The organism is Bacillus sp. 01N42_2, assembly GCF_056399565.1.
On the sequence record NZ_JBFTRO010000001.1, the window covers coordinates 393,733 to 407,009 of the forward strand.

The 13,277-nt window shown below is 47.4% G+C and carries 14 protein-coding genes; 7 read left to right on the forward strand and 7 right to left on the reverse strand.

The features are described 5' to 3' along the window. The first annotated feature begins 21 nt into the window (after window positions 1-21). Complete coding sequence (locus AC1DN5_RS02065; RefSeq protein ID WP_045926376.1) at window positions 22-1,218, forward strand: MFS transporter; 1,197 nt, start codon at window positions 22-24, stop codon at window positions 1,216-1,218. 35 nt (window positions 1,219-1,253) lie between these two features. Here AC1DN5_RS02065 and AC1DN5_RS02070 read toward each other — a convergent pair whose 3' ends face one another. The 3 genes from AC1DN5_RS02070 to AC1DN5_RS02080 all read right to left on the reverse strand — a co-directional run bounded on the left by AC1DN5_RS02070 (window position 1,254) and on the right by AC1DN5_RS02080 (window position 4,801). Next, the gene (locus AC1DN5_RS02070) at window positions 1,254-2,708 is read right to left on the reverse strand and encodes an NCS1 family nucleobase:cation symporter-1 (RefSeq protein ID WP_366969849.1); all 1,455 of its coding nucleotides are present in this window, start codon (window positions 2,706-2,708) and stop codon (window positions 1,254-1,256) included. A 165-nt stretch (window positions 2,709-2,873) separates the two neighbouring features. After that, window positions 2,874-4,238 carry an MFS transporter gene (locus AC1DN5_RS02075; RefSeq protein WP_264819282.1) on the reverse strand — a complete coding sequence of 455 codons (1,365 nt, stop codon included), beginning with the start codon at window positions 4,236-4,238 and terminating at the stop codon, window positions 2,874-2,876. Continuing rightward, on the reverse strand, window positions 4,235-4,801 hold the full coding sequence (locus AC1DN5_RS02080) for an isochorismatase family protein (protein ID WP_016937675.1): 567 nt from the start codon (window positions 4,799-4,801) through the stop codon (window positions 4,235-4,237). The genes AC1DN5_RS02075 and AC1DN5_RS02080 overlap by 4 nt, the downstream gene beginning before the upstream one ends. A 252-nt stretch (window positions 4,802-5,053) precedes the next feature. Here AC1DN5_RS02080 and AC1DN5_RS02085 point away from each other — a divergent pair, with 252 nt between their 5' ends. Together AC1DN5_RS02085 and AC1DN5_RS02090 are read left to right on the forward strand one after the other, a co-directional pair. Then, entirely contained in the window at window positions 5,054-6,265 is a 1,212-nt protein-coding gene (locus AC1DN5_RS02085; protein ID WP_016937674.1) for an ammonium transporter, read from the forward strand. Between the two features lie 17 nt (window positions 6,266-6,282). Next, window positions 6,283-6,633, forward strand: coding sequence for a P-II family nitrogen regulator (locus AC1DN5_RS02090; RefSeq protein WP_003151222.1), 351 nt, complete (start codon window positions 6,283-6,285; stop codon window positions 6,631-6,633). A gap of 54 nt (window positions 6,634-6,687) precedes the next feature. Here AC1DN5_RS02090 and ftsW read toward each other — a convergent pair whose 3' ends face one another. Beyond that, complete coding sequence (ftsW, locus tag AC1DN5_RS02095) at window positions 6,688-7,842, reverse strand: putative lipid II flippase FtsW (protein WP_366969850.1); 1,155 nt, start codon at window positions 7,840-7,842, stop codon at window positions 6,688-6,690. A 164-nt stretch (window positions 7,843-8,006) separates the two neighbouring features. On the opposite strand from ftsW, the gene AC1DN5_RS02100 reads away from it, so the two are divergent. Beyond that, window positions 8,007-8,582, forward strand: a complete 576-nt coding sequence (locus AC1DN5_RS02100; protein ID WP_366969851.1) for an undecaprenyl-diphosphatase — start codon at window positions 8,007-8,009, stop codon at window positions 8,580-8,582. A gap of 16 nt (window positions 8,583-8,598) precedes the next feature. Here AC1DN5_RS02100 and AC1DN5_RS02105 read toward each other — a convergent pair whose 3' ends face one another. Then, window positions 8,599-9,021, reverse strand: a complete 423-nt coding sequence (locus tag AC1DN5_RS02105) for a VanZ family protein (protein ID WP_047475853.1) — start codon at window positions 9,019-9,021, stop codon at window positions 8,599-8,601. A gap of 91 nt (window positions 9,022-9,112) precedes the next feature. Beyond that, complete coding sequence (locus AC1DN5_RS02110) at window positions 9,113-9,982, reverse strand: stage II sporulation protein SpoIIQ (protein ID WP_016937669.1); 870 nt, start codon at window positions 9,980-9,982, stop codon at window positions 9,113-9,115. 137 nt (window positions 9,983-10,119) lie between these two features. Here AC1DN5_RS02110 and AC1DN5_RS02115 point away from each other — a divergent pair, with 137 nt between their 5' ends. Together AC1DN5_RS02115 and AC1DN5_RS02120 are read left to right on the forward strand one after the other, a co-directional pair. After that, on the forward strand, window positions 10,120-10,611 hold the full coding sequence (locus AC1DN5_RS02115; protein WP_095241277.1) for a GNAT family N-acetyltransferase: 492 nt from the start codon (window positions 10,120-10,122) through the stop codon (window positions 10,609-10,611). Beyond that, entirely contained in the window at window positions 10,608-11,060 is a 453-nt protein-coding gene (locus AC1DN5_RS02120; RefSeq protein ID WP_045926368.1) for a DUF5362 family protein, read from the forward strand. The genes AC1DN5_RS02115 and AC1DN5_RS02120 overlap by 4 nt, the downstream gene beginning before the upstream one ends. 30 nt (window positions 11,061-11,090) lie before the next feature. Here the strand turns inward: AC1DN5_RS02120 and AC1DN5_RS02125 are convergent, their stop codons facing one another. Further along, window positions 11,091-11,528 carry a DUF5392 family protein gene (locus AC1DN5_RS02125; RefSeq protein ID WP_016937666.1) on the reverse strand — a complete coding sequence of 146 codons (438 nt, stop codon included), beginning with the start codon at window positions 11,526-11,528 and terminating at the stop codon, window positions 11,091-11,093. A 219-nt stretch (window positions 11,529-11,747) separates the two neighbouring features. Here AC1DN5_RS02125 and cls point away from each other — a divergent pair, with 219 nt between their 5' ends. Continuing rightward, on the forward strand, window positions 11,748-13,196 hold the full coding sequence (gene cls, locus AC1DN5_RS02130) for a cardiolipin synthase (RefSeq protein WP_064777925.1): 1,449 nt from the start codon (window positions 11,748-11,750) through the stop codon (window positions 13,194-13,196). Window positions 13,197-13,277 lie beyond the last annotated feature (81 nt).

Sequence of the window (13,277 nt, forward strand, 5' to 3'; positions counted from 1 at the left end):
AGAAAGGGAAGTGCTGTACTTTTGAGTAAATCTGACTCGATCTGGACCAAAGATTTTATTATGGTCGTACTCGTGAATTTATTTGTCTTTGTGTTCTTTTATACATTTTTGGCCGTGCTGCCTATTTATATGATTCAGGAGCTTGGCGGCAGTGAATCGCAAGGAGGGCTTTTGATCAGCCTGTTCCTGTTATCTGCTATTATTACCCGTCCTTTTTCAGGGTCGATTATTGAACGGTTCGGCAAGAAAAGAATGACGATTGTATCTCTGGCGCTGTTCGCCCTGTCTTCTTATCTGTATTTGCCGATACACAATTTCTATCTGCTGCTCGGACTGCGTTTTTTCCAAGGCATCTGGTTCAGCATTTTAACGACGGTCACGGGTGCAATTGCCGCTGACCTTATTCCCGCCAAGCGGCGCGGCGAGGGACTCGGTTATTTCGCGATGTCTATGAACCTTGCCATGGCGATCGGTCCGTTTCTCGGGCTGAGCCTTGTGAAAGTCATTTCATTCCCGGTTTTCTTTACGATTTTCGCCGTGTTTGTTTCTTTAGGCTTGTTAATTGCTTTCATGATTCGCGTGCCGGATCAAAACAACAGCGGAACGACTGTCTTCCGTTTTTCTTTCTCCGACATGTTTGAAAAAGGCGCGCTTAAAATCGCGATTGTCGGGTTGTCCATTTCTTTCTGTTATTCAAGTGTGACTTCATATTTATCTGTTTATGCAAAGACGATCCATCTGTTGGATGTCAGCGGCTATTTCTTCGTCTGTTTCGCCGTGACGATGATGGCAGCCCGTCCTTTCACAGGAAAGCTGTTTGACAAAATCGGACCGGGAATCGTCATCTACCCGTCGATTATCGTATTTTCCGCAGGGCTTTGCATGCTGGCGATGACAAACAGCGCCCTCATGCTTCTCTTATCCGGCGCCGTCATCGGTCTCGGCTACGGCTCTATCGTACCGTGTATGCAGACTTTGGCGATTCAGAACTCGCCCGGACACCGTTCAGGCTTCGCAACGGCTACCTTCTTCACTTTCTTTGACAGCGGGATTGCCGGCGGGTCCTATGTATTCGGCCTCTTCGTCGCTTCGGCCGGATTCCATTCGATTTATCTGGCAGCGGGGCTGTTCGTCCTGATTGCTTTACTTCTGTATGGCTGGAGCCAGAAAAAAAGAACGCCGCTTGAAGCGGACGGAAACGTTTCAATCGCAGACTGATATGACAAAAAGCCGGGGGCAGCCCCCGGCTTTTTTTATTCTGCCGCTCTTTCCCGCACCATTTGTCCCGCCGCTTTCGCATAAGGCGGATGGAAATACATAAGCACCGTATAACCGAGACATGACACAATCACACCCGCGAACCAGGAAATATCGTAGATGCCGGCGAACGCCGGGACGTACATCCCGATTAAGGAAATAAACGCGCCGAGAAAGGTCGCGGCAAAAGCCCGGTAATTATAGCCTTTGTAATAAGTGTACTGTCCGTTTTCCGAATAAAGGTCTTCAACTGAAAGCTGTCTTTTTCTGATGAGAAAATAATCAGCCATCATCACCCCGGCTACCGGTCCGAGCATCCCGCCGATGAGTCCGAGAAACGCATATACATTCGTGGCGCTCTCCATCAGCTTCCACGGTATTGTGAACAGGGCCAGAACGGCGGTCAAATACCCTCCCCTTCTGAACGTAATATATTTAGGCAGGGCATTCGCCAAGTCATAGGCCGGTGACACGATGTTTGCCGCCACGTTGACCGAGACGGCGGCGATGCAGAGTGTGATGACCGAAAGAGCGATAACGAAAGGATTATCAAACCGGGCCAAAATCTCCACCACATCCCAAATTGGTTTCCCGAATGCAACCTGTGATCCGGATGTCACTGTAATGCTTGCAAATGCAAACAGGGCAAACGTTCCCGGCAGGCCGTAAAACTGGCCGCGGATCTGTTCTTTTTGCGACGCGGCGAACCGGGTGAAGTCAGGAATATTCAGAATCAATGTCGCCCATATTCCGATAATGCCCGTTACTCCCGCCGCAAACGGCCAAAACGTTTCAGAAAAGGTATGAAATTTTCCCGGCTGCGAGTAAATCGGACCGAGCCCGCCGGCAATATCTATCGCCCACCAGACCATGCCGCCGAATACGAGATAAACAAGCGGACCCGCCCACACTTCAAATTTTTTGATCGATTCCATGCCGTGCCTCAGCACAAGCAGATGAATGCCCCAAAAGAAAATAAACGACAGAAAGCCCGGCAGATGAAGCCCGAATATATTCCAATCTCCGCCGAGGCTTCCCCAGCCCGGCCATATGTTCAGCAGCAGAATGTTTAAAGCCGTGCTCCCGGCAAATGTTTGAATTCCGAGCCACATAATGGCCGTAAACGCCCGGAGAAGCGCCGGAATGTTTGCGCCGTATATTCCGTAAGAAGCCCTGATGATGACCGGAAAGGGAAGCCCGTATTTCGTTCCGGCATGTCCGTTTAAGGCGAGAGCGGCGAATAAAATGAGTGATGCTGTCACGATAATGGCGAGCACCTGCCACGGAGAAAGGCCGATCGCAATGAGCCCGCCTACAGTCGCATAGGTCGGGATGTTATGAATGCAGCCCATCCAGATAGATGCAAAATTCACCGCTTTCCATGTCCGTTCTCCTTCTTCTAAAGGCAGTAAATCTTTGTTGCTGAGCCGATCATTCGTTGGTTTTTTCATCTTCACCCTCCTGTATGTACGGTTTCCTCACATATCATGTTAAAGAATATAACTGAAAATTCCGTAAATAACATTGGGCGCTATCGACAATTTTCGTTTTGATTTTTGAGCACATTGCACATAAAAAAAGAGACGGGAAGTACCCGTCTCTTTTTGATGCGGCTGTTAAGAGGCCTTTTTGAGAAGAACCGAAAACCGGAACGCCATCAAAAGGCTTACGGCGCCGACAATGATAAGAATCGTGCCGAGCATATGAAAATGGCCGGCGGTTATTTCTTTTCCGAAAAGAATGCCCAAAATGACGGAAGATAAAATCGAACCGAGATACCGGCAGGTCTGAAACAGGCCGGACGTTGTTCCGACCATGTCGGCTGGACTTGTTTTCAGCATGGCCGCCTGAAACGTCACATTGCCGAAGCCGTAACCGACACCCAGGACGGACAGAATCAGCCCCTTACCTATCATAGGCGCCTGAAGGAAGAAGAACGTTAACAGCACCGCCCCGATCGCAGTCAGGCAGGTTCCGGCAACAATCGGCTGAAGAACCCCTTTCTTATCTATCCATTTTCCGGTCAAAGGCGACACCAGGATGCTCATGCCTGACATAAACAGCATAATCATTCCGCTTGTCTGGACGGACAAATGCATTTCATCCTGAAAATAGCTCGGAAGTCCGAAAAAGATGCAGTAAAAGAATATATTCAGCAGAATAAATTGAATATACACCGACGATAGTTTCCGATGCGTTTTAAACAGCCTGACATCAATAAACGGCTTCTCCGTTTTCAGCTCGCGCCAGATAAACAGCCCGACAAACAAAAGCCCGAATACGCCTTCTGTATAGTGAGGCTTCGTACTGAAGGACAACAAAAATGACAAAAGCAGAATAATCGCCCCGGCAAACAGGAGTATCCCGATCGTATCAAGCTGGCGGAGCACGGCTTTCAAGCCGCCGATCTCGCGCTTTTCATCTTTCGGAAACATATACATCCCGAGAAAAAAGCTGAGAATGATAAACGGCAGATTGACGAAAAAGATCGCGGGCCATCCTCCCCAAACGATCAGAAAACCGCCGAGTGTCGGACCGAGCGCCGTCATAGCTGATGCAAAGATCGACAGGACGGCAAGCGCCGACGCCTGCTTCTCCTGTATATTCGAACGGATCAACCCGACGCCGGACGGATATATCGCGCTGCTTCCGATCGATTGAAACAGTCTCAAAATTAACAACGTCATGAAAGTCGGCGCAAACGGCGCGCCGACGGCCGAGACGGCAACAAGCAGAAGCCCGATCAAAAACAGCTTCTTCCTGCCGAGCATATCACCGAGCTTTCCGGTAACAGGCTGCGCCACCGCACTGGCCAGATAAAAGGACGATATCAGCCAGGACACCGTTGTAAACGACAGGTGAAATTCATGCTGAATACTGTGAAGCGCAAGAGAAATCATCGACGAGTTCAATGGGTTCAGCATCGTCCCCGAAGCCACGGCCGTCAAAAACAGAACGCGGCTTTTTTTGGAGATTGTCATTTTGTCTGTGCGATAAATTCTTCCGTCGTCCGGCTTCTGCCGATTCTCGGGAAGATAAACTTGAGTGTCGCTTCGTGCTGTTCATCGCTGAACGTCGCCATCGCGTCAGTCACGAAAACTTGCTGATACCCGAGCTGAAAAGCTTCCCGCGCCGTGCTTTCCACACCGATGTTTGTCGCAATCCCGCATAATACAATCGTGTCGATTCCCCGTCTTCTGAGCTGAAGATCCAGATCCGTGCCGAAAAACGCGCCCCACTGCCGTTTTGTCACCGTATAATCATCTTCTTTCACTCCGATTTCAGGCACAAATTCCGCCCAATCCGCCGCCGGAGCCGAATGGCCCGCCGCCCCTTCATCCGTCAGCGGCTTCAGCGCATCAGCCCCGTCATGAAAATCAACGTTCACAAAGCTGATAAAACCGCCTTTTTCCCGAAACACATCAATTAATTTTTTCGCGTTTGGCACAACGGCCCCGCTTTTATCCATCGGCACAATGCCTTTTTGTAAATCAATAAGGACCAAAGCCGTTTTTTCAAATTGCAGATTCAAAGATGTTGTCATATTCCATTCCTCCTGATGCAGTTAGTGTTTCTCACCCCGATTATTTTACTCTTTCCCGGACAGGATTTCTTCTTCCGTGCTCCGATGCTCTTTTTATGGATATAAAGTCACATGACGTTCATTTGAAAAGCGACATGATGAACGCAAAAAACCATGTCAGATAACCTTACACGAAAATGTTTTATCATTCTTTTTTCTCTATAATAATGAATTAATCACAATTACATTCTGAATGAGACGGAGGAATACAACATGCAGATGGGCGATACAGTATTTATGTTCTTTTGCGCTTTACTCGTGTGGCTGATGACCCCCGGGCTGGCTTTATTTTACGGCGGAATGGTAAAAAGCAAAAATGTGCTCAGCACGGCGATGCACAGTTTTTCTTCCATTGCCATCGTATCCGTCGTTTGGGTTTTGTACGGATATTCACTTGCTTTTGCTCCCGGCAATACATGGCTTGGCGGCATTGAATGGGCCGGTCTGAAGGGAATCGGCTTTGACCCCGGAAGCTACAGTGATACGATCCCGCATTCATTGTTCATGATGTTCCAAATGACATTTGCAGTCCTGACAACGGCAATTATTTCCGGAGCATTCGCTGAACGCATGAGATTCAGTGCTTTTCTTTTATTTTCCTTTTTGTGGGTTTCCCTCGTATATACACCTGTTGCGCACTGGGTATGGGGCGGCGGCTGGATCGGCCAAATGGGCGCCCTTGATTTTGCGGGCGGAAATGTTGTTCACATCTCTTCCGGAGTTGCCGGACTCGTTCTGGCGATTGTCCTCGGGAAACGCAAGGACGGCACGGCGGCTTCTCCTCACAACTTAATTTATACGTTCTTGGGCGGGGCGCTCATTTGGTTCGGTTGGTTCGGCTTCAATGTCGGCAGCGCCCTGACGCTTGACAGTATCGCGATGTTTGCTTTCATTAATACAAACACCGCAGCTGCGGCCGGAATTATCGGCTGGATTCTAATCGAATGGATGCTGAACAAGAAACCGACTATGCTGGGTGCTGTATCAGGCGCTATCGCCGGACTTGTCGCCATTACGCCGGCTGCCGGGTTCGTTACGCCGTTTTCTTCCATCGTGATCGGTTTTATCGGCGGGCTTGTCTGCTTTTGGGGCGTATATTGGCTCAAAAAGACTTTCGGATACGATGATGCGCTTGACGCTTTCGGCCTGCATGGAATCGGCGGGACATGGGGCGGCATCGCGACCGGTTTATTCGCCACCACTTCCGTCAATGACGGCGGGGCAAACGGGCTGTTTTACGGCGATCCGGGACTGCTTTGGAAACAGATTGCGGCCATTGCGGCAACCTATGTATTTGTATTTATTGTCACTTTCGTTATCATTAAAATTGTAGGTCTGTTCATCCCCCTCCGCGCCAGTGAAGAAGAAGAATCACTCGGGCTTGATTTAACGATGCATGGGGAAAAAGCATATCAGGACTTATAAAGTGAGGAGTGACTTAGATGAGCGGTCAAATGTTCAAGGTAGAAATCGTTACGCGTCCGGCTAAGTTTGAAACATTGAAGCAGGAACTCGGTAAAATCGGAGTCACATCGCTGACTTTCTCCAACGTACACGGCTGCGGCCTTCAAAAAGCCCACACCGAACTGTACCGCGGAGTCAAAATTGAAAGCAATGTGTATGAACGGCTGAAAGTGGAAATCGTTGTCAGCAAGGTCCCCGTTGATCAAGTGGTGGAAACGGCGAAAAAAGTGCTGAAAACGGGAGAGCCCGGCGACGGCAAAATATTTGTCTATGAAATCGGAAACACGATTAATATCCGCACCGGAGAAGAAGGACCAGGAGCTTTATAAACATACAGAACGCCCGGAGACAGCATGTCCCGGGCGTTTTTTTTTCGGGCTTCATTAAAAAGAAGAAGCCTTTTTTTCATGCGGGACAGGCCGCTTATGCCGTACGGTTTGTTTTTTTGAATATGTACTGATATTGACCAGTATGCCGCACAAAAACAGCGTCATAATCAATGAAGAACCGCCGTAGCTGATAAACGGAAGCGGCACACCCGTAACCGGGAGGAGTCCGCTCATCGCTCCCAAATTCAATACAACCTGAAACATCAATTGGAACGTAATTCCGATGGCGAGAAGCTTCCCGAACGGGTCATCAGCACGCATGGCTGTTTTTACGCCGAGAAGCATTAACGCGAAATATAATCCCAACACGATCAGAACACCGAATATCCCCAGTTCTTCGCTGATCACAGCCATAATGAAGTCAGTATGCGCCTCAGGCAGGTAATTCATTTTTTCAACACTGTTCCCAAGGCCTCTTCCGAAAAATCCGCCTCCGGAAATGGCGAAATAAGATTGAATCAGCTGATAGCCGTCCCCGTTCGCGTCACCAAACGGATTGGTAAAAGAAACAAGGCGCTTCACACGATAGGAAGCGGAAAATGCGAGATAAATGACTCCCGACACCGCCGTCGCGCCGAGCACGAGCAAATGGCGCTTTTTCAAGCCGGCACATAATAAAATTGACCCGCACGCCGCCAGAATTAAGGAAGCCGTTCCTAAATCAGGCTCCGCCAATGTCAGCAGAAAAGCGGTTCCCAAAATGACTAAAGGCGGCAGAACCCCCTTTACAAATTGATGAATGTACGGCTGCTTTTTCGTGTAAATCGCAGCGAAATACAAAATCATCGCAATCTTCGCCAATTCAGACGGCTGTATGACAAGCGGCCCCGCTCCCAGCCATCTGCGGGAAAAATTCCGCTCCAGCCCGATTCCCGGTATCAATACGAGCAGCAGCAACACCAGTGATCCGACCACAAACAGCGGTACAAGCCGGGCATAGCGCTTATACGGCAGACAGGCTGCAAATAAAAATAAGCATATTCCGATCAGCAAAGAGGTTCTCTGTTTATGGAAGAAATAGGATGGATCTCCGTATCGCTGAGACCCCATCACATCACTGGCGCTGTACACCATTAACAAACCGAATCCGCAAAGCAGCATGATGACAAACACAAGCGGCAGATCGGCGTTTTTCAAACGTTTCAGCAACGGACAAAACTCCTTCGGCTATTCTTTTCCCTCATACTTGACGCACAGTAATACAGTCACGTTTCATTCTGTTTACTTTTTTATAATTATTTTTAATACCAATTGTGTCTCATAGAAAAAAGCATTACACTGTTCATATAAAATAAAGATAAAAGGTGATATTTGTGAATTACGAACTGTTTAAAGCGATCAATGGTTTGTCGCACCATAGTGCCATTCTCGACTCTATCATGGTATTTATAACGGAATACGCCCTTTACGCCTACGCCCTTTTCCTGCTTGCCATGTGGCTGTTTGGAAACACAAAAGGCAGACAAAACGCCCTGTACGCGGGCTTCACGGGTGTTGCGGCGCTTATCATCAACTACCTCATCACGAAAGTCTATGTCGAGCCGCGCCCCTTTGTCGATCATACGGTTCATACGCTGATCCCTCATGCCGCGGATGCTTCTTTTCCGAGTGACCATACGACAGGCGCTTTGGCCATTTCAATTGCGATTCTGTTCCGCAACAAAAAACTCGGCTGGCCGCTAGTGATTTTCGGCCTTTTGACCGGCTTCTCAAGAATTTGGGTCGGCCACCATTATCCGATTGATGTACTCGGAAGCATTATCGTTTCCCTCGTTGTCGGATTCCTGCTGTTCAGATTTTCAAATGTGCTTCGTCCGATTGTCGACCTGATCGTGCGAATCTACGAAAGCATCGTTCATAAAAACAAATCGACAAACCATCATATATAAAAAAAGCCGGCGTCTTTCACAGACTGCCGGTTTTTGTATGTTTGGCGGTATGTTTTTTCCTTTGTAAAACACAGAATACAGCAATGCCGAGACTGTCAATCAGCACATCACGGAGGCAGCCGTTTCTGCCGAAAAAGAGCTGGACGATTTCTGTCAGGAAGGCGGCGGCCAATGCATAGAGCACCGCCCTCTTCATGCGTCTGCGCTCCCTGAAAAACAAACAAGTGAGCACAAAAAAGGAAAACGCGTGCCCGAGCTTTTGAATCGCCGCTTCAGGTACGGTGAGCTCCGCCATATCGAACACAAAGAAACCGGATGCATCCGGATGGGGCGTGAAACGGAAGGCCATCGTCTGCGTCACAATCATATCGTGAAAGCTTTCAGTCAAAGCAGAAATGAAAATAAAGACGAGCCACCCCGCCGCCAGACATTTATTCATTCAGCATCTCCCTCGTTTTCTATTAGTATAAAGGCACATAAAGCAAAATGAAAAGCGCCTATCAGAGCTGATAGGCGCTTAAGGATCACAGTTACTTGCCTGAATCTTTCATTGAACCGTCATCTTTACCATCTGTCTTGTCTTTTGTGCCGTCTTCTTTACCGCCGGGTTTTTCCTCGGTTTCTTGTTTAGGCGTCACATCTTTTTTCTCGGAAGACTGCTGAATGGACCCTTCCGTTTCTTCTGTTACAGCGTTTTTCTCTTCAGCTGCCGCTTTTTCAATAGATGTTACCGGTTTGTCCATAAAGTTCAGCGGATTCATTGCTACGCCGTCTTTGCGGATTTCAAAGTGCACGTGATTTCCGCTTTCTTCACTGTAAAGGTTTTTTCCTGATTTTCCGATAACCTGGTTCTGCTTCACTTTGTCGCCCTGATCGACGCTGACTTCAGATAGAGACTGATAGACAGTAGACAGGCCGTCTGAGTGTTCAATTTCAACCACATATCCCAGTACCGGATCTTTAGCAGCTTTCACAACCGTACCGCTCAGAGAAGCGGAAACGTCAAATGATTTTCCGTCTTTCTCAGCTAAGTCAATTCCTTTACTTAGGCTGTACGTGTTATTATAGTTAACAAGTGCTGCTTCTTTCTCTTTTTTTGCGGCATTCGTTTCATAAAACTTTTTCACAACAGAAACATTTTCAGAATGAGCAGCCGGCATTGCGACGTTTTCCATTGACTTTCCTACTTCGACGGCATCGTCTTTGCCGCTGTCATACGCGGAGTTTCCGCCGTTATTCGTCAGATTGTCCTTCACATCATTTGAAACGGATTGATACCAAAGGACAGCTGTTAAAATGACGGCCGCACTGACTAAGTAAATTGCAGGGAATATCCAGCGTTTGCGAAAGAACCGCTGAAGTTTTTTGACTTGAGAAGTTTTCTTTTCTTCCTCTCTCATTTGTTCATCACCTCAGCAACATTCTGAACACTTTTCTGAAAATATATACACATCATAAAAAAACTTTTTTGAAGTAGTATGTGCAGATTGCTCATAATTATGTAATGAAATGTGAAGGGAGATCCCGGAATATGAATTTGACCCTGCGCAAAGCCGTATTGGAAGATTTAGATGCGGTTGTGGCTATATACAACTCGACGATCGCCTCAAGGATGGTCACGGCTGATACGGAAGAAGTGACGCCCGAAGACCGGATGGATTGGTTTTTGCGGCACACGGACAGGCGCCCGCTGATGGTCGCGGAAGATGAAAACGGAAAAGTGGCGGCCTGGATCAGCTTCGAAACGTTTTACGGCCGTCCGGCCTATGACAAAACGGCGGAGATCAGTATTTATCTGCATCAGGATTGCCGGGGCAAAGGAGCGGGAAGCTTTCTGCTGAAAGAAGCCCTTGAGATGGCTCCGAAAATCGGCATCCGTAATCTGATGGCTTTTATCTTCGGCCATAATGTGCCGAGCATTAAGCTGTTTGAAAAATTCGGTTTTACCGAATGGGGCGTATTCCCGGGTATCGCCGAAATGGACGGAAAACGATATGACTTGAACATTTTAGGGAGAGAACTGTCATGATCAGCATCGATAAAGAAGAAAAAGACGGTAACCAGCCGCTCAATAAAAAAGCCCGTTCCCTTGCCGACATCGCCAAGTGGGGAAAAATCACCGCCGTGTTTCTTATCATTACGGGCTCTCTTTCCGCCCTGTCAGCCATTGTGACGCTGCTCGGAGCCATACCGGGTGTTTTGCTCATCATTTCCGGCGTCATGCTGATGCGCTCGGCAAAAGCCGCAGCCGCCCTTCAGGAAGAATCAGAAGAAAACGCGGAAGAAAATATGCTCGAACATTACGCATCCTTTATCAAAATGCAGTTTTTTTACGCGGTATCGAGTGTGGCATTGGGCATTATCGCTTTTATTTTATTCGTCATTTTCGCTGTCATCGGAATTGTGGCTTACCACAGCACTGATACGTATGACGCGCCTGATTCATATTACTATGAGAACGACCCTGTGTTTGAATGACAAAAGAGCTGATCGCGCGTCAGCTCTTTTTTAATACAGCATCTCTTTTTTTCGATCTTCTTCTGTTAAGAATTCAATAAAGCTTTTCATCGCAGACGGCTCCTCCGCTACCAATCGGGTATAGGCGCTTTTCCGTTCTTCGGACAGAATATTGCTTTTTCTGATTCTGTTCAGCATATACAGGCGGATCGTTTTTTGCACCTGTTTCCGCTGGTAGCCGGCTTCTTTAAAAAACGCAAGACCCAGAGCCGCAAGGAGTGCAAAAATGCCGGCCGACACGAGGGCTCCTCTCCCGGAAGGGGCCTGAATCAAAAGCGATGCCAGATGAAACAGACTAAAAGCGGCGAGCGGGAAAGCGAGAAAACGGTAAATGATGCTTTTTTTCATCAGCGGTGCGATGGCGATTTGTATTTTCTGAATTTCTTTTTTTATGAATCCCGGCAATTGTTCCGCATGTTCCAGCTTCATACCCTCTCCCCTTTGCTGTCATTTTGTCTTCTTTTTCATATATGCTTATTCTACCGCACCCGGAACTTTCTTTGAAAGAAAACTGCATCCATCTTTGATTCCGGCTCTTTATTCTTTTAAATTGTCAATGTTATAATTTGAAATGGGAATCAGATTGCTGCACTTGTCGGAATACTAATGGGCACAGTCTTGATAAATATGATATAGCGGGGTTGCAAAGTGAGCATTTCATTTATTTTATTCGGATTTTTTTTCGTTTTAAATATACTTTTGGCCGTCATCATGATTTTCAAAGAAAGACGCGACGCCAGCGCTTCATGGGCCTGGCTCTTGGTTCTTTTTTTTATTCCCATTTTGGGGTTTATTTTATACCTGTTATTCGGCCATAACCTGAGACGCAAGCACCTGTTTCAATGGGAAGACCGTAAAAAGATCGGGATTGAAAAGCTGCTGAAGTCTCAGCTGAAAGATCTGAAGTCGAGGCAATTCCAATTTAACAACAGGGCGACCGTGGATAATAAAGATCTCATCTATATGCTTGTCATGAACAACCACGCGGTTTTTACAGAGGATAATTCGGTTGAGATTTTAACGGACGGGCGCGATAAGTTCAAACGTTTAATGCAGGACATTTCCAACGCAAAAGATCATATTCACCTTCAATACTATATTTATAAAGGTGATGAGCTGGGAAAAAAATTGCGTGACGCCTTAGTGAAAAAAGCACGGGAAGGCGTAAAGGTCAGAGTGTTATATGATGAACTCGGTTCACGATCACTCAGAAAAAAATTCTTCAAGCCGCTTCGGGACGCCGGCGGCCATGTGGAAGTCTTCTTTCCTTCCAGGCTTCGTCCGATTAATTTGCGGCTCAATTATCGGAATCACCGCAAGCTCGTGATTATTGACGGCGAAACCGGCTATGTCGGCGGCTTTAACGTCGGAGATGAATATCTCGGCCTGAATCCGAAATTCGGCTATTGGCGGGATACGCACCTCAGGCTTCAAGGTACGGCGGTACATGCCATTCAGACACGGTTTATCCTCGATTGGAACCAAGCCTCCCATCACCATACGCTCACATACGTTCCGAATCATTTTCCGGAATGCGAGCCGAAGGGCAATGTCGGGATGCAGATTGTCACAAGCGGACCGGATTCAGAATGGGAACAAATTAAAAACGGCTATATTAAGATGATCTCAACGGCGAAACGGTCGATCCTGATTCAGACGCCTTACTTTATTCCTGACTCCAGTCTTCTAGACGCCCTCAGGATAGCCTGTCTGTCAGGCATCGACGTCAAAATCATGATCCCGAACAAACCGGATCACGCTTTCGTTTACTGGGCGACTTTATCTTACATAGGCGATCTTTTGAAAGCCGGGGCCTCGGTCTACATTTACGATAACGGCTTTATTCATGCGAAAACGATTGTCGTCGATGATGAGACGGCTTCGGTCGGTACCGCGAATATCGACGTCAGAAGCTTCAGGCTTAATTTTGAAGTCAACGCCTTTATTTATGACGTCACCATCGCGAAAAAGCTCATTTCCTCATTTAAAGAAGATCTGCTCGTCTCCAGAAAATATACGTATGAAGAATATCAGGAGCGTTCACTGTGGATCCGCATTAAAGAATCGGTTTCAAGGCTTCTGTCGCCGATTTTGTAATTCCCGGGTGTAACCCGGGAATTTTATCATATAGAAATGGATGCACGGCAGGAAAAAAACACATTTTATATTCAAAAGAAT